Raw genomic sequence first — 23158 nt, 5'->3', positions numbered from 1 at the left:
TCAGCCAGGAGGGGAGACGAAGCGAAGGCGCGCGCACGAACCCCGCCAAAGAGGGGGTTCGGGTGCTGCTCAAAGCTCCCTACGCCGGTGCAAACCGGATCAGGTTCCAAGGGACTCTCTCAGCCTGATCACGCCAGGCACCCCCGCTTCAGGGGCGTATTTGACCACAACCGGATGGATTTGGCCCGTGCGCCGGTTCAGGCGGCGGCGCGCAGCGCGGCCAGCAGCGCCTGTCCCGGGTTGCGGGTGAACCACTGTGCGTGGCCGAGCAGGAAGGTGTGCCAGGCGATGTCGGCGTTGGCGGTGGAGCCGGTGGCGCCGTGGAAATACTCCACTTCCGACAGCGCGAAATCGAAGTGGACGATGGGCAGCAGGTCGGCCAGCAGCTGTACCTGCGCCGCGCTCAGCGGGCGGACGCGGCGGTAGCCGTCGAGCAGGGCCAGCGCGATATCGGTATGCACCGCCTGCGCGCCGCGCTCCAGTTCCAGCCACGCCACCGCGTTGCGCTCGATCGCGGTGGCCAGATCGAACAGCGCGCTGGTAGGCGAGGCCAGGCCGAAGTCGAGTACCGAGGCCACCCTCGGGGTACTGCCGGTGTCGCGCCACAGCAGGTTGGAGACGTGCCAGTCGTTGTGTGCCCACAGCCGCGGTTCGCGGTGCAGGCGCTCACCCAGCGCCCTGTGCCACGGCAGCACGGTCTGCTGCAGGTCGTGTTGCCACGGTTTGCGCGCCAGATAGTCGGCCAGTGCCGGTCGCTCGACCAGATCGCGCTGCAGTTGCGCGATGGGATCGGCCGCGCGGATCAGGTCATCGCGTGCGACCAGCATGTGCGTGCTGCGCTGCGGGGCGTGGTAGCCCGCAGCGGCGTTGTGCAGGGTGGCCAGCATCGCGCCGGCGGCCCGCGCGTGTCCGGGATCGAGCGGTGGTGTCCATGACGGTGCGTCGCGGTAGAGGTCCTGACCGGCGGCCAGCGCATGCAGCTCGTAGGTCCAGTGGCCATGTTCAATGGCGGTGGCACCGTCGCGATCGCGCAGTACCTGCACCACCGGTACCCCGGCAGCGGCGAGATGGGCGATGAAGCGGTGTTCCTCGCCCAGGCTGGCCGTGGTGCGGACGCTGTGGTGATGGCGCTTGATGAACACCTGTCCGTGTCGGCCCTCGACGATGGCCGCCGCTGACATCGGCCGCGGGCTGTGCCACAACACCGCACCGGCACCTTCCAGTTGCGGGAAACGCCCGCTCAGCCATGCGATCTCGCGCGCGCTGATCGCAGGCCAGTCGGCCGCCACCTCATCGTTGTTGAGGCCCTGGACGCGGTGATCGGTGTTGTTCATGGGAAGACGGTAGTGACGTGCAAGGGGGGACGGGAGCAGCAGGGTAGCGCGTGCGGTGCGGAAGGCCATGCACGTGGAGAAGGTGCAGTTGAACCAGGTAACCCCGCGCCAACCGTGAACGCTGTTCCTGGAAATTTGGTGTGGCCAGGATGCGGCTGCCGCAGCTATTCCCCCCGCAGCGACTTTGGCCGCACGCGTTGTGTCGCTCCGGCTTCCACTTCGCTTCTCTCACAGCGGGGACAATCTGGCCAGGTATTAATCCAGGTTTCGTCGTAGCAACCACGGATCGTTGCGCGCGGCTGGAAATGTCACCGGGCAGTGTCGTGTCAAGCGTGCTCGTCGCAAGGTGAGCGGGAAGATGCACCTCGCCACTGGCGGGTCTACCGCAACGCGATGAGACCCGTGCCGCCGGCGTCGTACCGTTGCTGTGCGAGTGAGCCAAGCCAAGTCAATCTGTGGTCCGCGCCTCTATCACCACAACGATGGCATGGGCTTCGACACATCACGTTCGTTGAACAGGGCCTGTTGGATTCAACAACGCGTTCAGCTCCGCAGGGTGCCGTGAGCTGACCCGCTCAAGTCCACTTGATTGGCGGGACAGCGAATTGCGAAGGCGGCCACGGCAGGGATGTGTGTTTTGGCATCGGTCCGGCTTACCGTGGAACCGGCCGGCCGAGGCGGCTCCATGGATGAATCGGCGCGGCGATGGTGGTCAAAAGTGAAACCTGGCACGCCGTTTCAGAAATGGATTGCGGTCCCGGGTTTGCGTTCAAGAATTCCTTTCATCACCCGATAGGGTTATTGATCGGCGACAGTCGGCCTGCTGCTGCGGCACGGACGATGTGTGTATAGACCACGCCGCTTTCACTGCGCGACGGGTGGGGGGGAGCATTATTGTCGTTGTCATCTTCAGGGAGCCGGATTCATGCCAGTACGGGAGGCAGGGAGGACACCGGAGGAAACGGGTACGGGCAACGCGATTACGCGCGGATTGGTACCCACCTCTCCGTTCTGGGCTTTGGCAGTATTTTTGCTGGGCCTGGTGTGCACGGCGGCTCTGGCGCGCCATGAGTGGGTCTACCAGCAGCAGCGCACTGAATCCTTGCAGGGCTCGCTGGCCAATGCGGCGCAGTCGCGCATGCGCGAGCCGCTGAAGGGGGCGGCCATGGTGCTGCGCTCGATGCAGACGGTGTTCCTTTCCAGCGATGGAATGGACCAGAAAGAGTTCTCCCAATACCAGAAGAACCTGCGTCCGCAGGAGCTGGCGCAAGGTTATGTACTCACCGGCTTCGCGCGCGCCGAAACCAGTGCCACCAATCCCGGCCAGGTGGCTTACCGCTACCAGTTTGTGGCGCCGCTGCAGGGAAACGAGGTGCTGGTCGGTTTCGACATCACCCGGCAGCCGGATAATCTACGGGCATTGCAGCTGGCGCGGGACCGCGATATGCCCACCGCGTCAGCGCCGTTTCCCTTGCTGCAGTTCCAGGACGCGGCGGCCAGTGCAACCGGCGTCACCGTGCGCCTGCCGGTCTATTCTCCCGGTGCGGTTCCGCTGACGGTGCCTGAACGTCGTCAGCGCGAGATCGGAGCGCTGGCGGTCAGCATGCGACTGGAGCCGATGATCACCCAGGCGCTGCAGGGGCGCGTGCTGGAATACATGCACGTGCAGATTCGCGATCTGGATGCGCCTGCCGGGCAGGACCCGGTATTTGCGTCAGCCAAGCCGGTCGCCGAAGTTCCCCAGCAAGTGCGGCAACTGGATTTTGGCGGCCGCCGTTGGGAGATGCGTCTGTGGCCGCGCGCTGACCTGTTCGAATGGGGGCAACTGCGCGCGATCATTATCGGCGGCACCGCGATCAGTACCCTGCTGGCACTGTTGGTGTGGTCGCAGATGACGACCCGGCGCCGCGCGGTTGATCTGGGGCGGCGCATGAGCGTGCGCTTCGGTGAAAGCGAGGCACGCTTCCGCACTCTCAACGAACTGCTGCCGGCGCTGGTGTTGCTGGCCAATGGTGATGGCAGTCGCATTACCTACGCCAACCAGGCGGCGCGGCAGTTGCTGGGTGACGTAGTCGGGTCACCGCTGTGCTCGCTGTTCGCCGATAGCCATGCCTGCGAGCGCGCGATTGCCATGGCGGTGAGTGGCGGTGGGTGGCGCAGCCAGGAGGTGATGCTGACCCCGGCCGGCGGCGCGGCTTTCTGGATCAATGCCTCGCTGGCCCAAGTGGAAGTAGAGGCACTGCCGCATTTGCTGATGGTGGCCACCGATACCAGTGCGCAGCGGGCGATGACCGAGCGCCTGCATTACCAGGCCACGCACGATGAATTGACCGGACTGCGTAATCGTCGCGAGTTCGAGCGGCTGCTGCGCGAAGCGCTGGCCGGTGATGACGGCACTGCACTGGCTGCGCCGTTCGCGCTGCTGTACTTCGACTTGGACCAGTTCAAGCTGATCAACGATCTGTCCGGCCATGCGGCCGGTGACCAGTTGCTGGTACAGCTGGCGCGGGCGATGCGCGCCGTGTTGGGCCGCAACACGATTCTCGGCCGGCTCGGCGGGGACGAGTTCGCCCTGCTGGCGTTCCATGTGGACCTGGTGCAGGCCGAAGCGCTCGCCGAGCGCATCCGGCGCTGCATCGAGAGCCATATTTTCCACTGGCAGGAGCGTACTTATACCGTCAGCGCAAGCATTGGCCTGGTCATGGTCGAGTGCGAAGGCAGCACGCTCAAGGACCTGCTGGCCTGGGCCGACAGCGCCTGCTACCAAGCCAAGGAAAATGGCCGCAACCGTGTCTGCACCTATCGCGAGGATGCCGCCAGCACCCAGCGTATCGGCGAGATGGAGTGGGCCAACCGCCTACGCGGGGCGCTGGAGCAGGGCCAGCTTTTGCTGGACTACCAGGAGCTGGTGGCGCTTGACCCGGCGGCGGGTGATGCGGTGCATGTGGAGCTGCTGCTGCGCATGCGCGATCACACCGGCCGTGAGGTCATGCCCGGTGCCTTCCTCAGCGCCGGCGAGCGCTACGGGCTGATGCCAGCGGTGGACCGTTGGGTGATCCGTACCGCGTTGGCCAACTTCTCCCGGATCCATCCGTGCGGTGTCCAGCTGCACAGCTGTTCCATCAACCTGTCCGGCGCCAGCCTCGAGGATGACTGTTTGGCGGATTTCATCCTCGATGCGATCACCACGTTCGGGGTGCCGCCGGAGCGGCTGTGTTTTGAAATCACCGAAACGGTGGCTGTGCGCGACCTGCAACGCGTGGCACGTGTGATCGAGCGCCTGCGCGCGTCCGGATGCCGGATCGCGCTGGATGATTTCGGTGCCGGCATGTCCTCCTTCGGCTATCTGAAGAACCTGCCGGTGGACAGCATCAAGATCGACGGCAGCTTCGTGCGCGACCTTGGGCGAGAGCCGGTCAGCCGCATCATCATTGATGCCGTGACCAGGATTGGCCACGAGCGGAAACTGAAGGTCGTCGCCGAATGGGTGGATGACGAAAACGTGCTGTCTGTATTGCGCGAGCTCGGCGTGGACTACGCCCAGGGTTTCCTGCTGCACCGCCCCGAGCGGGTGCTGTTCCAGCTTGAAAAAGCTAACGTCCGGGTCGGTTGAATAAGACTGCGGTAAAAATGGTCCCTACGTGCCGTTGCCTGGCGCAGTCGGCCATGACTTTCGGCACGGATGTGATCTGCCTGTCGCGCAAAGCGGCGCTGGTCCAGGGTGAGCAGCGCGGTTGGCCTACAATTTCCGGCCTTTCTGCACACGCACGGGTTTCTGATGTCTGCCAAACCGCTCTCTCCCGCAGGCAAGCTGTTTGCCGCGGCTGCGTTTATCGAAGGTGTCACCTGGGCCGGGTTGCTGGTCGGCATGCTGCTCAAGTACGGCACGGAAACCACCACGCTGGGGGTGAGGATCTTCGGACCGCTGCATGGTGCGGCGTTCCTGTTCTACGTGGTGGTCAGCCTGTATGCGTGGGGCAGGTTGCGCTGGCCGCTGTGGGCGATGCTGGTGGCGCTGGTGGCCGCGGTGCCGCCGCTGGTCACTGTGCCGGTGGAGATGTGGTTCCGCCGTATCGGACTGTTGTCCCACCGTCCGGACTGATCGGCCGCGCTTCACCGTGCCCGGATGATCATGCCGGGGGCGCTGTACGGTCCGGCCCGGGTGTTTTCTGGGGCTGTCGGCGGCCTTGTCCGCGGCCCCTTGTGTCATGCCGGCCAGGGTTTGCCTCGTGCCGACCGTTTCCCGCAATTTTTTGCCGGTGATCTTTCCGGCGGTTTGTTTGATGGCATTCCTGGCCTCGTGCCGGGTGCCTTCAACATGGCGGTGCTGCACGAACGGCCTGCCGCAGAGGTCTGCAGCGGCGCACATGCCGACCGCCTGCGCGGAGCACGCCTTCGGGCAGCTGGGCCGGGGGGGCGCGGCGTTGCAGCCGGCGCGTGTTCATTTCGGGTTCTGTCGAACGTGCGCTGGTTTTCGTGACGCCGGTGCGCAGCGGCAGGCGAGCGGGCCCCTGTGAGGCATCCCGCCCACCGGTGGGCGGTTTCTTCGGGGTCGGGACCGGCGCCTGCTGCTGCCAGCGGTGCCGGTTTTCAGGTCACGCGGCAGGACATCCCGGAAAGGCGAAGCGGCGGGCGCCGGTGCTGCTGTGAGGCGTCGGGGCGTTTGGGCGACGCCATGGTGGCGGATTGCGGGGGCGGCCCGCAGCAAAGTGGTGGCCGTCCGGGGGTTCATTGATAATGGAGCGGTCCTGGGGCCAGGTGCGGGCTCCGTCATGAGGTGGACCTGGCGTTGAGGATGCCGGTACGGCGATGCGGTGGAGGGGGCTCCCGCATTGATCGGGTTGGGGGAATGGGTACCGCGCCGGCGGCCTGGCGTTTGCCGCAGGTTTAAGTTGAACCGTCTAACGTTTTCCGCCTATCACGCCGTCCCATCGAGGAATTCTGGTGCATCACGGAAGCAGCGTTCATCCCAGCCCAAGCCGCGGTCATCTTCCCGATTGCCGCGGTTTTCTCCTGTCCTTCGTCGTGGGGCGCCGCGCGTGACGTCCGATATTCCCGGTTCACCGCTACGGGATGCCGGTATGGCGGTGCTGCCGGCCGAGCATCCCTTGGCAATGCCCGAGCAGTCTTTGCGCGACGGCTATCTTCATGCGCCGCGGCAGCTCACCGCGCCGGCCAATATCGGCTTGCGGCGGCTGTATGTGTTCGGTACGACCGCGCTGATGACGCTGGCAGCTAGCGCGATGATGGCCCGGGTGCTGGCCAGTGGCGGCATCAATGTGCTGGAAGTCTGCCTGCTGGCGCTGTTCGTGCTGCTGTTCGCGTGGGTCGCCCTGTCGTTCGTTGGCAGTCTGGCGGGGCTGCAGGCGCTGCTCCGCGGGCGGCGGAAATTGGGCATCTATCCCGATACGCCGCTGCCGGCGTTGCGTGAGCGCACTGCGCTGCTGATGCCCACCTACAACGAGGACCCGCGGCGGATGATGGCCGGCCTGCAGGCGATCTACGAATCGGTTGCGGCCACCGGGCAGCTGGATCACTTCGATTTCTTCGTGCTCAGCGACACCACCCGCGAGGCGACCGGTCGCGCCGAGGAACAGGTGTTCGCACGGCTGGTGCAGGCCACCGGCGGCGCCGGGCGACTGTTCTACCGGCGCCGTGCCAGCAATGTCGGGCGCAAGGCCGGCAACATCGCCGACTGGGTGCGCCGCTTCGGAGGCGCCTACCCGCAGATGCTGATCCTGGATGCTGACAGCCTGATGACCGGTGAGGTGATCGTGCGGCTGGTGTCGGCGATGGAAAATCATCCCACCGTCGGCCTGATCCAGTCATTGCCGGCCGTCGTCAACGGCCGTACCGCGTTTGCCCGCATGCAGCAGTTTGGCGGCCGGGTGTATGGGCCGGTGATGGCCTATGGCGTGGCCTGGTGGCACGGGGCCGAGAGCAATTACTGGGGCCATAACGCGGTGATCCGCACCCGGGCCTTCGCCGAGCAGGCGGGGCTGCCCGAGTTGCCCGGCCGCAAGCCGTTTGGCGGACATGTGCTCAGCCACGATTTCGTCGAGGCGGCGCTGATCCGTCGCGGCGGCTGGGCCTGCCACATGGTGCCGTACCTGCACGGCAGCTACGAGGAAGGCCCGCCGACACTGACCGATCTGCTGATCCGGGATCGCCGCTGGTGCCAGGGCAACCTGCAGCACGCCAAGGTTGTCAGTGCCAGCGGGCTGCACTGGATCAGCCGGGTGCACATGCTGATCGGCATTGGCCATTACTTCACCGCGCCGATGTGGGCGATGCTGATGCTGATCGGGGTGGCCATTCCACTGATCCACGGCGGGATCGATGTGGCGCAGGAGTTGCACCTGCAGCTGGCCCCCGCGCAGTACTGGCGCGGGCTGGACCAGGACGGTGTGGTGTGGGTGTTCGTGCTGACCATGGCGGTGTTGCTGGCGCCCAAGGCGATGGGCTATGTCGCCATGCTCACCTCGCGCAACGAACGCCTCGGCTGCGGTGGCGCGCTGCGCGCGCTGGTCTCGGTGCTGCTGGAAACCGTGCTGGCGGCGCTGATGGCGCCGGTGGTGATGTACGTGCAGTCGCGGGGTGTGGCCGAAGTGCTGGCCGGCAAGGATTCGGGGTGGGATGCGCAGCAGCGTGACGATGGCAGCGTGTCGTGGCCGGAACTGCTGCGCCGCTATGGTGGCCTGAGTGTGTTCGGGGTGCTGGTCGGCGGCATGGCCTATGCGGTTTCGCCGCCGCTGGCGGCATGGATGGCGCCAGTGGTGATCGGCATGGCGCTGGCGGTACCGGTGGTGGCGCTGACGTCCTCGCGCAGCGCCGGCGACTGGCTGCGGCGCCATGGCCTGCTGTCCATTCCCGAGGAGAGTGCACCGCCGGCCGTGCTGGTGCGCGCGGCCGAACTGAGAGCGGCGGCACTGCGCGAGCCCCTGCAGGACTGAGCCGGGGCCCGGGGCAGGCATAATGCGGGCCTGTCTTTGGGAGTCGTGGAAATGCTGGAAACAGTGGAACAGCAAACCGGCGCGGCGCCGGAATGGTCGGTGATCTGGTTGCACGGCCTGGGCGCCGATGGCCATGACTTCGCACCGATCGTGCCTGAACTGGTGCGCCCGCACTGGCCGGCGATCCGCTTCGTGTTTCCGCATGCGCCCAAGCGCCCGGTCAGCATCAACGGTGGCATGCCGATGCGGGCCTGGTACGACATCGTCAGCATGGATTTCCGCAGCCGCGCCGATACCGCTGGCGTGGCCGAGTCGGTGGCGCAGGTCGAGGAGCTGATTGCACGCGAACAGGCGCGCGGCATTCCGCTCGACCGCATCCTGCTGGCCGGTTTCTCGCAGGGCGGCGCCATCACCCTGGCTACCGGCCTGACCCGGCGCGAGCCGCTGGCCGGCCTGATCGCCCTGTCCACTTACCTGCCCGAAGTCGATGCCGCCGCCCGCCAGCTGGTGGAAGGCGCCACCGCCCAGCCGGTGTTCATGGCCCATGGCAGTGGCGATCCGGTGATTCCGCTGCAGATCGCCGAACACAGCGCGCAGGTGCTCAGGCAGCTTGGGTTCGCGCTGGAATGGCACCACTACCCGATGGCCCACCAGGTCTGCGCCGAGGAGATCCAGGCGCTGGCTGAATGGCTGCAGCTTCGTTTCGCGCACGCATGATGTGAGTATTGGCAGCATGGTCGGCGTGTGGTCCGCACAGCAGTCGCGGGCCGGGGAGCACGCCGATCCGGTGGCAGATTGATGGTTTTGGGGAGATGACATGAAAGTGGTCATTGCCGATGACGAGCCCTTCGCCCGCGAGCGGTTGCGCGCGCTGCTGGCCGAGCACGCGGAGGTGGAAGTGGTCGCCGAGGCGGCCAACGGCGTGGAGGCCCTGCATGCCTGCGCCGAGTTCAAGCCGGATGTGGTGCTGCTGGATATCGCCATGCCCGGCGTCGACGGGCTGGAGGCGGCGCGCCACCTGGCGCAGTTCGAGCCGCGCCCGGCGGTGGTGTTCTGCACCGCCTACGACGCCCATGCGCTGTCGGCGTTCGAGGCGGCGGCGATCGATTACCTGATGAAACCGGTACGCGCCGAGCGGCTGGCCTCGGCGCTGGAGCGGGCGCGCACCTTCGTCGCCGGGCGCGACCATGCCCCGGTCGCCGCGGCCGCGCAGGCACGGCGGGTGCTGTGCGCGCGGCTGCGCGGCAGCCTGCGGCTGATTCCGGTGGAAGACATCCTGTATCTGCAGGCCGACGAGAAATACGTGGTGGTGCACCACACCCGCGGGCAGGACCTGATCGAGGAATCGTTGCGCTCGCTGGAAGAGGAGTTCCCGGCGCGTTTCATCCGCATCCACCGCAATTGCCTGGTCGCGCGTGCGCGGCTGGTCGAGTTGCGGCGTGCCCCGGCCGGGCAGGTGCATGCGGTGTTGCGCGATGTACCCGAGCCACTGGAAATCAGCCGCCGCTGCGTGGCCAGCCTGAAGCAGGCGTTGCCGCAGCTGTGACCGCCGCGCCGCTGCGGCGATAATGGGCACATGACTACCTTGCGTATTGCCACCCGAAAGAGCCCGCTTGCCCTGTGGCAGAGCGAACACGTAGCCGACCGCCTGCGCCAGGCCCATCCGGGGCTGGAAGTGACCCTGGTGCCGATGAGCACGCGCGGCGACGAGGTGCTGGACCGTTCGCTGGCGGCCATCGGCGGCAAGGGCCTGTTCCTGAAGGAGCTGGAGCTGGCGATGCTGCGCGGCGAAGCCGACTGCGCGGTGCATTCGCTCAAGGATGTGCCGATGGAACTGGAGGCACCGTTCGTGTTGCCGGCCATTCTGACCCGCGCCGACCCGGCCGATGCCTTCGTTTCCAACCACTACGCCACGCTGGACCAGCTGCCGCACGGCGCGGTGGTGGGTACTTCCTCGCTGCGCCGGCAGGCCCAGCTGCGCGCGCTGCGCCCGGATCTGCAGTCGCGCGACCTGCGGGGCAACGTCAACACGCGTCTGGCCAAGCTCGACGCCGGCGACTACGACGCGATCATCCTGGCCTGCGCCGGGCTGGAACGTCTGCGGCTGGGTGGGCGCATCCGTAGCCGGCTGGTTGAGCCGCAATGGCTGCCGGCACCGGCGCAGGCCGCCGTGGCCATCGAATGCCGCGCCGATGCGACCGAGGTGATCGCGCGGGTCGCGACGCTGGATGATGCCGCCACGCGCACCTGCGTGGAGGCCGAGCGGGCAATGAACCGGGCGCTGGAGGGCAGCTGTCACGTGCCGGTGGCCGGCCTGGCGCAATGGCAGGGGCAGGACCTGTGGTTGCAGGGGCTGGTTGGCGGGGTGGCCGATGGCCGCATCGTGCGGACCGAGGCGCTGGGCCCGGCCGCGGATCCGGAAGCGCTGGGCCGGCGGGTCGCCGCGCAGCTGCTGCAGGCCGGTGCCGCCGACCTGCTGCGCTGAGCCACGACCGGAGGGGCGGGTCCGTCCGTTGCAGAAGCGCCCGGTTGTATGGACACAAAAAAGCCGGCTCGCGCCGGCTTTTTTGTGTCGTGAACGTGCTCGCTTATTTGAAGCTGTACACCACGTTCATCGTGGTCAGCGTATCGGTCTTGCGCTTGTCCTCGGCCACGTCGCTGTTGTGGCGGGCCTGCCAGCCGGCTTTCAGCGCAAAATGCTTGTTCATGCTCACCGACACACCGAAGTCGTTCTGCGCGAAGGTGTTGTACGAGCCTGATTCCACCAGCAGGGTGTTGACCAGATCGGTGTTGTCGGTGATGGAATATTTCAGGTCGAACAGGCCACGGCCGATCAGGTCGGTGCGGTTCTCGTCGGTTTCCGAATTGTGCGAGCGGCGCACACCCGGACCGATCTGCGTATCCAGCGTCACCCGCTCGGCATCGATCAGGCGCGTGCCGTAACCCAGACCGAAGCTGCCCTGGCGGTCGTAGGTGGCGAAATCGTCATTTTCATAGCGCACCGTCGCGGTCAGCTGGCGGTGCTCGCCCAGTTGCAGCGCGCTGCCGGCACCGGCGGTGTAGCGGTTGGAGGTGGTCTGGCGCTTGCGCGAGGTGCTGCCGTCGTCGGCGGTGACGGTGTATTCGGCGCTGGAACGCAGGCCGAACAGGTCCATGCTGTGGACCCAGTCGTCATCGCTGTAACGCAGCTTCAGGCGGCCGTTGAAGCTTTCGGTGCTGCTGTTGCCGTGGGCCGAGGCGAAGCCCAGTTCACCGCCACTGCCACTCCAGGGAGAGCTCATCGCGGCAGGATCGGAGCCGCTGTCGGCCCAGGCCAGCGGAGCACACAGCAGCAGCGGGAAAATCAGTGAAACACGCAGGGACATCAAGCAGTCTCCGGGGCACAAGGGGGGAAAACAGACGGTTTGATGATACCGGAAGCCCTGCCACCCCCCGGTTCAGTGCGGCGCGGCGCTTTAGTCGCGGTTGAAGATTGTCCGGCCAGGGTCGCTGCTCCATTGCAGCGCGGACTCGGACATAATCGGGCTCATGGACCGCTATGAACGTATCAACGCGCTGCATCGTCTTCTCAAGTCGGCCCGCTATCCGGTCACGGTGGCACGGCTGCAGGAGGAGTTGAGCTGTTCCAGAGCCACCGTGTACCGGGATCTGGCCTTCCTGCGCGATGCGCTGATGGCGCCGGTGGATGGCGACGGCGAAGCCGGGTTCCGCTACCAGACTGGCGAAAGCGAGCGTTTCGAGCTGCCCGGGCTGTGGCTCAGCTCCGAGGAGCTGCATGCCTTGCTGGCATCCCAGCACCTGTTGTCGCGGACCGGCGGTGGCGTGCTGTCCTCGGTGCTGGCGCCGCTGCAACAGCGGATCGAGGGGCTGCTGGCGGCCCAGGCCGGGGCGTCGAACTGGCCGGTGGAGCGGGTGCGGGTCATCCCGCACCGCGGTCGCAAGCTGGACGAGGCCAGCTTCCGCACGGTGGCGTCCGGGGTGCTGGAGCGCAAGCAGCTGTCCTTCGAATACCGCGCGCGTTCGACCGATGAGGCCACCCGACGCACGGTGTCGCCGCAGCGGATCACCCATTACCGCGACAACTGGTATCTGGATGCCTGGGACCACAGCCGCGAGGCGGTGCGCAGTTTCGCGGTGGACCGCATCCACCAGGCGCGATTGCTGGACCAGCCGGCCCGCGATGTGCCCGATACCGAGCTGGACGAACAACTGGCCGCCAGCTACGGCATTTTCTCCGGCGCGCCCAAGGGCTGGGCGACGATCGTGTTCAGCGCCAAGGCCGCGCGCTGGGTCGCCGACGAGCACTGGCATTCCAAGCAGCAGGGGCGCTTTCTGGCCGATGGCCGCTACGAGTTGAAGGTGCCCTACAGCGTTTCACGCGAGTTGCTGATGGATGTGCTGCATTACGGCTCCGATGCGGAGATCGTCGAACCGCAGTCGCTGCGTGAACAGGCCAAAGCCTTGCTTGCATTGGCGCTGAGCAACTACGACTGAGACGCTGACGACAGGCCGACATGAAAAAGCCCGGTGCTTTGGCATCGGGCTTTTTCAATCGCGGCGACCGGTCAGCGCAGAGGTGCCACCGACCGGTTATTTCTGGTTGGGAACCTCGAAGCCCAGCTTGTCCACCTGCTCCGGATGCTGCGGCACGCGTTTGAGCTTGTCGGTGTTGACCTCGTAGGTGTCACGCAGGCGCTGCGCAAGCCGCCGGTACAGGGTGATGTCCATATCCGGTTCGCGGGCGAAGATCCACGCCATCTCCCGGCCCGGGTAGCCGATCAGCGCCCAGGAGTAGTCCGGCGCCACCTCCAGGATGCGCGTGTGGGTGGGCACGACCTTGTAGAACCAGGTGCGCCAGCGGCGGTTGCCGCTGTCCGGGTCGACCTTGGCGCGGATGCTGATTTCCTCCAGCGGCTGGTTGAAACCCTCGCGGAACTGGTAGCGGATGGCGACCTTGTTGTCCTCGCGCAGGGTGTAGGTGTTGACGCTGGCCACGTGGCCACGCTCGATGAAATTGGGAACCCGGCCAATCACATACCAGCGGCCCATGAAGCGCTGCAGGTCGATCGGACCGTTCACATCACCGGCCGCCGTCACCGGCGTCGGCGCGTCCTGTGCATGCAGTGGGGCCTGCGGCAGGGCCAGACTCAACAGGAGGGCGGACAGAAACACTGGAAGTGATCGCATTACGGAGTCGAGCGCCATTGGGGAGTCACGCCCGCATGTTCGACCGGTGGCGAGGGGCGCGTCAATGGCAGGTCGCAGCCGGTGAGATGGCCGCCGCCGAGCATGCACTCCCACCCCGTCATGCAGTCGGAGAACGTCATGTCGCAGTCGTCCGCATCGTCCTATCGTCGTAATGAATCGCATGAGCCCGATCGGCGGGTACTGCGTGGGGTCAGGCAGTGGGCGCTGGCTGGGCTGGCACTGGTGCTGGTATGGCCGGCGGCCCGCGGCTACAGCAGCTGGATCGGCTGGTTGCCGCTGTGGCTGGTGGGCATGCCGCTGGTGGCCTGGTGGGCGCTGTACCGGTTCCGCCTGCCGGCCGCCTGGCGTGCCGTCGGGGATCGCCGCGTTCGCCGTCGCCGGCCACAGGCACGGCGCTTCTGCCGTCCGGCGGCGGCCAGGACGCGGAAGGCGGCCTGACCTTCGACACGGGGCGCGTGGCAGCGAGCGTGCTAGCGTTCGCGCCTTATGACCGCATGGAGCCAGCATGTCCCGACTCACTTCCGCCTGCCTTGTCGCAGGCCTTATTTCCACCGGCCTGGCCGGAGCCGCCATGGCCGCTGACGAATCCCAGGACAAGTACGCCTGGCTGGAAGAGGTTGCCGGTGACAAGCCGCTGACCTGGGTCAAGGCCCAGAACGCGCAGGCGGAAGCCAAGCTGGCGCAGACCCCGCAGTTCAAGCAGATGGAAGCCGGCATCCGCGAGGTGCTCGATTCGGACGCCAAAATCCCGGGCGTGGAGAAGATCGGCGACTACTACTACAACTTCTGGAAGGACAAGCAGCACGAGCGCGGCGTGTGGCGCCGTACCACGCTGGTGGAGTACCGCAAGGCCGAGCCGCTGTGGGAAACCATTCTGGATCTGGATGCGCTGAACAAGGCCGAGGGCGAGAACTGGGTATGGCATGGCGCCAACTGCCTGCGTCCGCAGTACACCCGCTGCCTGATCGCGCTGTCGCGCGGCGGCGCCGATGCCGATGTCACCCGCGAGTTCGATCTGGTCAAGAAGGACTGGATCCAGGACGGTTTCTTCCGTCCCGAAGCCAAGGGCGGCCTGGCCTGGATCGACCAGGACAACGTGTTCGTCTACACCGATTTCGGCGACGGCTCGATGACCACCTCCGGCTACCCGCGCGTGGTCAAGCAGTGGCGCCGCGGTACCCCGATCAGCGCGGCCACGACCGTGTACGAAGGCAAGCCCGAGGACATGTACATCTCGGCGATGCATGACGATACGCCCGGTTTCGAGCGCAATTTTGTCAACCGCACGATCGCTTTCTACAACAACGAACTGTTCCTGGTCGGCGCCGATGGCAAGCTGGTCAAGGTGGATGCGCCGAACTCGGCCGAGAAGAGCGTGCGTCGCGAATGGCTGACGCTGGAACTGCGTGAGCCGTGGACGGTGGGCGGCAAGACCTACGCCGCCGGTTCGCTGCTGGCGACAAGGTTCGACGATTTCATGGCCGGCAAGCGCACGTTCGACGTGCTGTTCGCGCCGACGGACACCACGTCGCTGGCCAGTGCGGTGTGGACCCGGTCACACGTGGTGCTGAACGTGCTCGACGACGTCAAGAACCGCCTGAAGGTCCTTACCCATGGCCAGGACGGCTGGGTGTCCAGCGATTTCACCGGCGCCCCGGCGTTCGGCACGATTGGTGTCGGCGCGGTGGATGCGGATGAAAGCGATGCGGTGTGGATGACCGTGACCGACTATCTGACCCCGACCACGCTGGCCCTGGCCGAAATCGGCCAGCCGCCGGAAGTGCTCAAGACCATGCCGGCGTTCTTCGACGCCAGCGGCAAGGTGATCGAGCAGCACTTCGCCACCAGCAAGGATGGCACCCGCGTGCCGTACTTCGTCGTGCATGACAAGGCGATGAAGCTGGACGGCTCCAACCCGACCCTGCTGTACGGCTATGGCGGCTTCGAGATCTCGCTGACCCCCGGCTATTCCGGCGGCATGGGCCGTTCCTGGCTGGACAAGGGCGGCGTGTATGTCGTGGCCAACATCCGTGGCGGTGGCGAGTACGGTCCGCGCTGGCACCAGGCGGCGCTGAAGCAGAACCGGCACAAGGCCTATGAGGACTTCGCCGCGGTGGCGCAGGACCTGGTCAGCCGCAAGATCACCTCGGCCAGGCACCTGGGCGTGCAAGGCGGCAGCAACGGCGGCCTGCTCACCGGCAACATGCTGACCCAGTACCCGGAGCTGTTCGGCGCGGTGGTCGTGCAGGTGCCGCTGCTGGACATGAAGCGCTACAGCCACCTGCTGGCTGGCGCCTCGTGGATGGCCGAGTACGGCAACCCGGATACGGCCGATTGGGACTACATCAAGACCTTCTCCCCGTACCACCTGTTCGACCCGGCCAAGAGCTATCCGCCGGTACTGTTCACCACCTCCACCCGCGATGACCGCGTGCACCCGGGCCACGCCCGCAAGATGGCCGCGAAGATGATCGAGGCCGGCAAGGACGTCACCTACTACGAGAACATCGAAGGCGGCCACGGCGGTGCGGCCAACAACGCGCAGGCCGCGCACATGCAGGCGCTGGCCTACAGCTTCCTGTGGGAGCAGCTGGGCGGGAAGTGATGTCCGACGGCAAGTGATGCAGGAAAAACGCCACCTTCCGGTGGCGTTTTTTTGTTCAGGGCGGCGTGGAGTGGATCAGCGTTGCTGCCAGCGGCGCAGGCCGCGGCCGATACGCTCCACCGCCTGCTGCAACCGCGGTACGTCCTGGGTGTAAGCGATGCGCACGTGCTGATGGGCGCGGTGCTGGCCGAAATCCAGCCCCGGCGTGAACGCCACATGTTCGGTTTCCAGAAAGTGCGCGCAGAAGGCCTGCGCATCGTCGGTGAACGCGCTGACATCGCAATACAGGTAGAACGCGCCCTGCGGTTCCACGTCGATGCGGAAGCCCAGCTCGCGCAGGGCCGGCAGCAGGTAGTCGCGGCGCTGGCGAAACTGCTCGCGGCGCTGTTCGAAGAGGGCGATGGTCTCGGGCTGGAAACACGCCAGCGCCGCATGCTGGGCCATCGACGGCGCGCTGATGTACAGGTTCTGGGCCAGCTTCTCCAGCTCGGGGACCGCCTGCGGTGGCGCCACTAGCCAACCCAGCCGCCAGCCGGTCATGCCGAAGTACTTGGAGAAGCTGTTCAGCACGAAGGCGCCGTCATCGACTTCCAGCACGCTGGGCGCGTCGAAGCCGTAGGTCAGGCCGTGGTAGATCTCGTCGACCACCAGATGTCCCCCGCGCGCCTTCACCGCGCCGGCCAGCGCCGCCAGCTGCACCTTGTCCAGGGTGGTGCCGGTGGGGTTGGCCGGCGAGGCGAGCAGGGCGCCGACGCTGTCGCGGTTCCAGTGCGCGTCGATCAGCTCCGGGGTGAGCTGGTAGCCGGTGGCGGGCCCCGCCGGCACCAGTTGCGCGGCGCCTTCGACCAGACGCAGGAAATGCCGGTTGCAGGGATAGCCGGGGTCGGCCAGCAGCCAGTGCCGGCCAGGATCGACCAGCAGGCTGGAGGCCAGCAGCAGGGCGCCGGAGCCGCCGGGCGTGATGAGGATGCGCTCGGGGTCGATGTCCAGCCGGTAGCGGTCGCGATAGAAGCCGGCAATGGCCTGGCGCAGCGCTGGCAGGCCGCGGGCGGCGGTGTAGCGGGTATGGCCGGCGGCCAGCGCGGCCTGGCCGGCGGCGATGACCGGCGCGGCGGTGGTGAAGTCCGGCTCGCCGATTTCCAGATGGATCACATCGTGGCCGGCCTGCTCCAGTGCGTTGGCGCGGGCCAGCAGCGACATGACATGGAACGGGGCGATCTCATGACTGCGACGGCTGTAGCCGGAAGGAGTGGGGTCGGATGTTTTCATCGCCGCCATGATAGGCGGGGTCCCCGGCATCGGGCCAACGGTGGGCCGTGGCACACTGTGGCCCGTTGCGCGGGCGGCCCGGAGCCAGCCCGCTGGAGCGCCTGATGAAATCCGCCCTTTGCCTGTTGGTTGCAAGCCTGATGATCAATACCGCCGCTGCTGTCTCCCCGCCTTCGCCGCCGGATGTGGAAAAACGCCCGCATACCGTCACCACGCCGTTCGGTGCGCAGCGCCAGGACGAGTACTACTGGCTGCGCGATGACAGCCGCGAAGATCCAGCGATGCTGGCTTACCTCAATGCCGAGAATGCCTATACCGATGCGCTGATGGCACCGCTCAAGCCGCTGGAGGAGAAGCTCTACGGCGAGATCGTCGGCCGCATCAAGCAGGATGACGCCAGCGTGCCGTACCGCGAGCGCGGTTACTGGTATTACACCCGCTACGAGACCGGCAAGGACTACCCGGTCTACGCCCGCCGCGAGGGCAGCATGGAGGCGGCCGAGCAGGTCCTGCTCGACCTGAACCCGATGGCCGAGGGCAAGGGCTATTTCTCCGTTGGTGACATGCAGGTCAGCCAGGACAACCGCCTGCTGGCCTGGGCCGAGGACGATGTCGGCCGCCGCCAGTACACGATCCGCTTCAAGGACCTGGCCACCGGCCAGATCCTGCCCGATGTGATCCAGGGCGTCTCGCCCAACGTGGTCTGGGCCGATGACAGTAAGACCCTGTTCTATGTCGAGAACGACCCGGAAACCCTGCTTACCGTCCGCGTCAAAACGCATGTGCTGGGCATGCCTGTCAGCGAGGACAAGCTGGTCTATGAAGAACAGGACGACAGCTTCTACATGGGCATCGACCGTACCCGCGACGACCGTTACATCGTCATCGGCGTGGACAGCACGGTGTCTTCGGAGCTGCGCTACACCTCGGCCGCCACGCCGGGCGAGTTCACCGTGCTGGCGCCGCGCGCGCGTGATGTCGAATATGACGCCGACCACTATGACGGCCGCTGGGTGATCCGCACCAATGCCGACGGCGCCACCAACTTCAAGCTGGTCACCGCGCCGGAAGGCGCCACCAGCCGCACGCAGTGGCAGGACTGGGTCAAGCACGATCCGCAGGTGCTGATCGAAGGCTTCGAGCTGTTCGACGGCTACACCGCCATCGCCGAGCGCGCCGAAGCCCTGGAACGCGTGCGCCTGCTGTTCGCCGATGGCCGCAGCCAGTTCGTCAAGGCCGACGAGCCGGCCTACTCGATGGGCCTGTCGGTCAATGCCGAGCCGGACACCGATTGGCTGCGCTACAGCTACACCTCGCTGACCACGCCGGCCACCACCTACGAGCTCAACGTGAGCACCGGCGAGCGCCGCCTGCTCAAGCAGCAGCCCGTGATCGGCTATGACCCGTCGCTTTACCAGACCGAGCGCGTCTGGGTGACCGCGCGCGATGGCGCCCAGGTGCCGGTGTCACTGGTCTACAGGAAGGGCTTCAAGAAGGACGGCACCGCCGCGCTGTACCAGTACGCTTACGGCAGCTACGGCATGTCGATGGACCCGGGTTTCAACCAGAGTGTGGTGAGCCTGCTCGATCGCGGCGTGGTCTACGCCATCGCCCATATCCGCGGCGGTGAGGAAATGGGCCGCAGCTGGTACGAGAACGGCAAGCTGCTGCACAAGCAGAACACCTTCAACGATTTCATTGATGTCACCCGCGCGCTGGTGGCCCAGGGGTATGCGGCCAAGGACCGCGTCGCCGCCTCCGGTGGCAGCGCCGGTGGCCTGCTGATGGGCGCGGTGGCCAACCAGGCCCCCGGCGACTACAAGGTGATGGTGGCGCAGGTGCCCTTCGTCGATGTGGTCACCACCATGCTCGATGCCAGCATCCCGCTGACCACCAACGAGTACGACGAGTGGGGCAACCCGGAGCAGAAGCCTTACTACGACTACATGCTCAAGTACTCGCCTTACGACAACGTGCGCGCACAGGCGTACCCGTCGCTGTTCGTCGGCACCGGCCTGTGGGATTCGCAGGTGCAGTACTGGGAGCCGGCCAAGTGGGTGGCCAAGCTGCGTGACGTCAATACCGGCACCGCGCCGATCGTGTTCCGTACCAACATGGAAGCCGGGCACGGTGGCAAGTCCGGCCGCTTCCAGCGGTACAAGGAGCAGGCCGAGTCCTTTGCCTTCGTGCTGTGGCAGCTGGGTCTGGCCGATTGATGCCACCGGCTTCCCGTGATGTCTGATACACCACCGCCAGATGAGCCCCGCCCACCACGCCTGCGCTGGGCGTGGTGGCTGCTGGCCTACGTCAGCTTGGGGGTGGGCATCGTCGGCATCTTCGTGCCGGGGCTGCCGACCACCGTCTTCGTGCTGATTTCGGCCTGGGCCGCTTCCCATGGTTCCGAGCGCCTGCACCGCTGGCTGCTCGATCACCCGCGCTTCGGCCCGGCCATCAGGGACTGGCGGGCGCACGGCGCGGTCAGCCGCAAGGGCAAATGGATGGCCAGCGCCACCATGCTGGTCTGCGCGCTGATCACCCTGTGGTGCGTACCGCTGGCGTGGGTGAAGTGGACCTCGATCAGCATCATGGCCTGCGTCTGCCTGTGGTTGTGGCGGCGGCCTTTGCCGCCGGGCGATGACTGAGCGCTCGCGGCGCCATCCGGATTTCATGGTCCAATCGCTATACTCGGCGCCATGAACAAGACGTCCCGTTGCCTGATTTCCATCCCCGCCACCCTCCTGCTGCTTGCCTTGGCCGCTTGCGGCAACAAGGGCCCACTGGTGATGCCACAGAAGCCGGTGCCGATCGAGGAGCAGGAAGTCGTCCCGGACGATGTGGACGCGGCCGCTTCCGACACGCCGACCGACCAGGCGGAACCAGAGCCGGTCGACCGCGGCGACGATGCGGGGATCAAGCCGGCAGAAAGTGCTGACACCCCCAATGAGTAAGCCGGTTTCAGGGCGCCTTCGCTTCACCAAGATGCATGGCGCCGGCAACGATTTCGTGGTGCTGGACCTGCGTGACGGCAGCCCGCCGCCGGATACGGCATTGGCGGCCCGGTTGGCCGACCGGCATCGCGGCGTGGGTTGCGACCAGATATTGACCATCGAACCGGCGCGCAGCGACGGCGCGGTGGCGTCGTACCGGATCTGGAATTCCGACGGTTCCAGCTCGCAGCAATGCGGCAACGGCGCGCGCTGTGTCGCGGCCTGGCTGGTGCGTGCGGGTGTGGCGCAGGGCGATGAATTCATCATCGACAGCCCGACCCGCAGCCACACCGTGCAGCGGCTGGGTCCGGACCAGTATGCGGTGGCGATGGGGCGTCCGGTGTTCGCACCGGCACAGATCCCGTTGCTGGGTTTCCCGCGCGCGCGGGAGGAATATGTGCTGTCCTTGCAGGGCGAGAATGTCCGCTTCGGTACGGTGTCGATGGGCAACCCGCATGCGGTGCTGGAAGTGGGCCTGATCGACGCCGCGCCGCTGGAGCGGATCGGGCCGCTGCTGCAGCAGCACGCCTCGTTCCCGGAGTCGGTGAATGTGGGTTTTTCCCAGGTCATGGATGCCGGGCATGCGCGGCTGCGCGTGTACGAACGCGGTGTCGGCGAGACATTGGCCTGTGGCAGTGGCGCCTGCGCCGCGGCGGTGGTGCTGATGCAGCGGGGCCGTCTGCGGCGCGATGCGGTGATGTCATTGCCTGGAGGGGATCTGCGTATCCAGTGGCCGGCCGACGACGCGGAAGTGGTGATGTCCGGTCCGGCGGCATTCGTATTCGACGGAGAATGGACGGGATGAACGACACGGTCGAGAAAATCGGTGCCCACGAAGTCGCCGCCTGGCTGCGGCGTCACCCCAGCTTCCTCAAGCAGTTCCCCGATCTGGCGCTGACCATGGTGGTGCCGCGCGATGACGGCCCCACCGCCTCGCTGGCCAGCTACCAGCTGGAAGTGCTGCGCGACAAGAACCGCGAACTGTCGCGGCGGCTGGCCGACCTGGGCAGCAACGCGCAGATCAACGAGCGGCTGGCCGTGCGCACCCACCAGCTGACCCTGGCGCTGATGCGCCAGACCAGCGCCGCCGCCACGCTCAAGGCGATGGCCGCCTCGCTGGAAGAGGATTTCGCCGGCGATCTGGTCAGCCTCATCGTGTTTGATGCGGTGCCCGAACTGGAACAGGCGCCGTGGTTGCAGGTGCTCGCCCATGACGATCCAGCGCTGGCACCGTTCCACGATTGTCTGCTCGATGGCGAGCCGATCTGCGGCCGCCTGCAGCAGGAAAAGAACCAGGTGCTGTATCGCGAACGCGTGGGCGAGGTCGCGTCCACCGCGCTGCTGCCGTTGCCGGGTGTGGGCCTGATCGCGGTGGGCAGCCATGATCCCAACCGCTTCTACCCGGGCATGGGCACGCTGTTCCTGCGCATGATGGGCGAGGCGCTGGCGGTGGGGTTGCAGCGCTTCCGCAGCACCTGATGGCAGGGATGCGGCGATGAGCGCCGTGCAGGCCTTCCTGTCGTATCTGCGGATCGAGCGGCGCATGTCGGCGCATACGCTCGATGCCTACCAGCGCGATCTGGCGGCGTTGTCGCAGTGGTGCGAAGCCCAGGATCTGGGCGATCCGCAGGCATTGTCGGGCGACCGGCTGCGCGAATTCATCGCCAGCGAGCACCGGCGTGGACTGGCGGCCAAAAGCCTGCAGCGGCGGCTGTCGGCGTGCCGCAGTTTCTATACCTGGCTGCTGAAGAACCGTGCCATCGCCACCAGTCCGGCTGCCGGCCTGCGTGCGCCCAAGGCGCCGCGCAAGCTGCCGCAGGTGCTCGATGCCGATGAGGCGGTGCAGCTGGTCGAACTGCCCACCGATGCGCCGCTGGGGTTGCGTGATCGCGCGCTGCTGGAGCTGTTCTATTCCTCCGGGCTGCGCCTGAGCGAGCTGTGCGCGTTGCGCTGGCGCGATCTGGACGTCGCCAGCGGGCTGGTGCTGGTGCATGGCAAGGGCAATCGCGAGCGCGCGGTGCCCGTCGGCTCGCATGCGTTGGCGGCATTGCAGCAGTGGCGGCGCGACAGTGCCGGTACTGCGGAAAAACCGGTATTCCCCGGACGCGGTGGCGGCCCGATCACCCCGCGTGCGGTGCAGATCCGCATCAAGCAGCTGGCGCAGCGCCAGGGGCTGTTCAAGCACGTGCATCCGCACATGCTGCGGCACAGTTTTGCCAGTCACATCCTGGAGTCGTCCGGCGACCTGCGCGGTGTGCAGGAGCTGCTCGGCCACGCCGACATCGCCACCACCCAGATCTACACGCATCTGGATTTCCAGCACCTGGCCAAGGTCTACGACGCCGCCCATCCACGCGCCCGGCGCAAGTCCTGATCCGCATCGCCACCGGCGGGTCCACCGGGCTGAATCGGCGCTGCCTGATTGCACCTTGTTTGACTTGTGTCAGGGCGTCGGCGATGGCATCTGCCCATTGTGGGCAGGACCCGTGGAGAGATCGACATGGCCAAGCCGTTTCCGCTCAAACCCAAGCACCCCGAGCGCATCTGCTGGGGCTGCGACCGCTATTGCGCCGCCGATGCGCTGGCCTGTGGCAATGGCTCCGGGCGCACGCAACATCCGATCGAAACCCAGGGCGAGGACTGGTACGTGGCCTGGGGTATCGAGCCGGAACCCGGGCGTCCCAATCAGGCCCGCAAGCAGCAACCCTGGTGAGTCCGCGCGGCTGAATGCCGACTGTCGCGGCACGGTGGCGGCCAGGCTTGATCGCTGCGGAAACTGTCCCCATGTCCGTGGAACAGTAT

At 66.5% G+C, this 23158-nt stretch carries 20 protein-coding genes and 1 riboswitch; of the genes, 16 read left to right on the top strand and 4 right to left on the bottom strand.

Features of this window, described 5'->3' with window-relative positions; genetic code table 11:
* Positions 1–59: 59 nt before the first annotated feature.
* Positions 60–155, bottom strand: a riboswitch (TPP riboswitch).
* Between the two features lie 42 nt (positions 156–197).
* Positions 198–1334, bottom strand: a complete 1137-nt coding sequence (locus tag ACVOMC_RS11620) for a phosphotransferase enzyme family protein (protein ID WP_481524064.1) — start codon at positions 1332–1334, stop codon at positions 198–200.
* A 1018-nt stretch (positions 1335–2352) separates the two neighbouring features.
* Here ACVOMC_RS11620 and ACVOMC_RS11615 point away from each other — a divergent pair.
* The 6 genes from ACVOMC_RS11615 (at position 2353) to hemC (ending at position 10772) form a co-directional block, all read left to right on the top strand.
* The gene (locus ACVOMC_RS11615; RefSeq protein WP_481524063.1) at positions 2353–4947 is read left to right on the top strand and encodes a bifunctional diguanylate cyclase/phosphodiesterase; all 2595 of its coding nucleotides are present in this window, start codon (positions 2353–2355) and stop codon (positions 4945–4947) included.
* A gap of 165 nt (positions 4948–5112) precedes the next feature.
* Complete coding sequence (locus tag ACVOMC_RS11610) at positions 5113–5436, top strand: DUF3817 domain-containing protein (RefSeq protein ID WP_481524062.1); 324 nt, start codon at positions 5113–5115, stop codon at positions 5434–5436.
* A 937-nt stretch (positions 5437–6373) separates the two neighbouring features.
* Complete coding sequence (gene mdoH / locus ACVOMC_RS11605; RefSeq protein WP_481524061.1) at positions 6374–8287, top strand: glucans biosynthesis glucosyltransferase MdoH; 1914 nt, start codon at positions 6374–6376, stop codon at positions 8285–8287.
* Positions 8288–8338: 51 nt separating this feature from the next.
* Positions 8339–9004, top strand: coding sequence for an alpha/beta hydrolase (locus ACVOMC_RS11600; protein ID WP_481524060.1), 666 nt, complete (start codon positions 8339–8341; stop codon positions 9002–9004).
* A 100-nt stretch (positions 9005–9104) separates the two neighbouring features.
* A complete protein-coding gene (locus ACVOMC_RS11595; protein WP_057505748.1) occupies positions 9105–9833 on the top strand; it encodes a LytR/AlgR family response regulator transcription factor in 729 nt (242 codons plus the stop codon).
* 30 nt (positions 9834–9863) lie between these two features.
* Positions 9864–10772 (top strand): hydroxymethylbilane synthase, encoded by a 909-nt coding sequence (gene hemC / locus ACVOMC_RS11590; RefSeq protein WP_481524059.1) that lies wholly within the window; start codon positions 9864–9866, stop codon positions 10770–10772.
* A 103-nt stretch (positions 10773–10875) separates the two neighbouring features.
* Here the strand turns inward: hemC and ACVOMC_RS11585 are convergent, their stop codons facing one another.
* Positions 10876–11652 carry a DUF481 domain-containing protein gene (locus tag ACVOMC_RS11585; RefSeq protein ID WP_054660161.1) on the bottom strand — a complete coding sequence of 259 codons (777 nt, stop codon included), beginning with the start codon at positions 11650–11652 and terminating at the stop codon, positions 10876–10878.
* Between the two features lie 163 nt (positions 11653–11815).
* Between ACVOMC_RS11585 and ACVOMC_RS11580 the strand changes: the two genes are divergently transcribed.
* A complete protein-coding gene (locus ACVOMC_RS11580; RefSeq protein ID WP_481524058.1) occupies positions 11816–12781 on the top strand; it encodes a helix-turn-helix transcriptional regulator in 966 nt (321 codons plus the stop codon).
* A gap of 96 nt (positions 12782–12877) precedes the next feature.
* Here ACVOMC_RS11580 and ACVOMC_RS11575 read toward each other — a convergent pair whose 3' ends face one another.
* Complete coding sequence (locus ACVOMC_RS11575) at positions 12878–13474, bottom strand: lipocalin family protein (RefSeq protein WP_481524057.1); 597 nt, start codon at positions 13472–13474, stop codon at positions 12878–12880.
* 138 nt (positions 13475–13612) lie between these two features.
* Between ACVOMC_RS11575 and ACVOMC_RS11570 the strand changes: the two genes are divergently transcribed.
* Complete coding sequence (locus tag ACVOMC_RS11570; protein ID WP_481524056.1) at positions 13613–13933, top strand: hypothetical protein; 321 nt, start codon at positions 13613–13615, stop codon at positions 13931–13933.
* Positions 13934–14000: 67 nt separating this feature from the next.
* Positions 14001–16100 (top strand): prolyl oligopeptidase family serine peptidase, encoded by a 2100-nt coding sequence (locus tag ACVOMC_RS11565; RefSeq protein ID WP_481524055.1) that lies wholly within the window; start codon positions 14001–14003, stop codon positions 16098–16100.
* Between the two features lie 75 nt (positions 16101–16175).
* On the opposite strand, the gene ACVOMC_RS11560 is transcribed toward ACVOMC_RS11565, so the two are convergent.
* On the bottom strand, positions 16176–17369 hold the full coding sequence (locus ACVOMC_RS11560) for a pyridoxal phosphate-dependent aminotransferase (RefSeq protein ID WP_481524054.1): 1194 nt from the start codon (positions 17367–17369) through the stop codon (positions 16176–16178).
* A 104-nt stretch (positions 17370–17473) separates the two neighbouring features.
* Between ACVOMC_RS11560 and ACVOMC_RS11555 the strand changes: the two genes are divergently transcribed.
* The 7 genes from ACVOMC_RS11555 (at position 17474) to ACVOMC_RS11525 (ending at position 23069) form a co-directional block, all read left to right on the top strand.
* Positions 17474–19585 (top strand): S9 family peptidase, encoded by a 2112-nt coding sequence (locus ACVOMC_RS11555; protein ID WP_481524053.1) that lies wholly within the window; start codon positions 17474–17476, stop codon positions 19583–19585.
* Between the two features lie 18 nt (positions 19586–19603).
* Entirely contained in the window at positions 19604–20011 is a 408-nt protein-coding gene (locus ACVOMC_RS11550) for a YbaN family protein (RefSeq protein WP_054658502.1), read from the top strand.
* Positions 20012–20062: 51 nt separating this feature from the next.
* Positions 20063–20317, top strand: a complete 255-nt coding sequence (gene lptM / locus ACVOMC_RS11545; protein ID WP_481524052.1) for an LPS translocon maturation chaperone LptM — start codon at positions 20063–20065, stop codon at positions 20315–20317.
* Positions 20310–21161, top strand: coding sequence for a diaminopimelate epimerase (gene dapF, locus ACVOMC_RS11540; RefSeq protein WP_481524051.1), 852 nt, complete (start codon positions 20310–20312; stop codon positions 21159–21161). Before lptM ends, dapF begins: the two co-directional genes overlap by 8 nt.
* Positions 21158–21835, top strand: coding sequence for a DUF484 family protein (locus tag ACVOMC_RS11535; protein WP_481524050.1), 678 nt, complete (start codon positions 21158–21160; stop codon positions 21833–21835). Before dapF ends, ACVOMC_RS11535 begins: the two co-directional genes overlap by 4 nt.
* A 16-nt stretch (positions 21836–21851) precedes the next feature.
* Entirely contained in the window at positions 21852–22730 is an 879-nt protein-coding gene (gene xerC / locus ACVOMC_RS11530; protein WP_481524049.1) for a tyrosine recombinase XerC, read from the top strand.
* Between the two features lie 126 nt (positions 22731–22856).
* Complete coding sequence (locus ACVOMC_RS11525; RefSeq protein WP_481524048.1) at positions 22857–23069, top strand: DUF3079 domain-containing protein; 213 nt, start codon at positions 22857–22859, stop codon at positions 23067–23069.
* The last annotated feature ends 89 nt before the right edge of the window (positions 23070–23158 follow it).

The sequence above is a fragment of the Stenotrophomonas sp. STEN014 genome (assembly GCF_056760315.1).
This window is presented reverse-complemented; position numbering and strand designations above follow the sequence as displayed.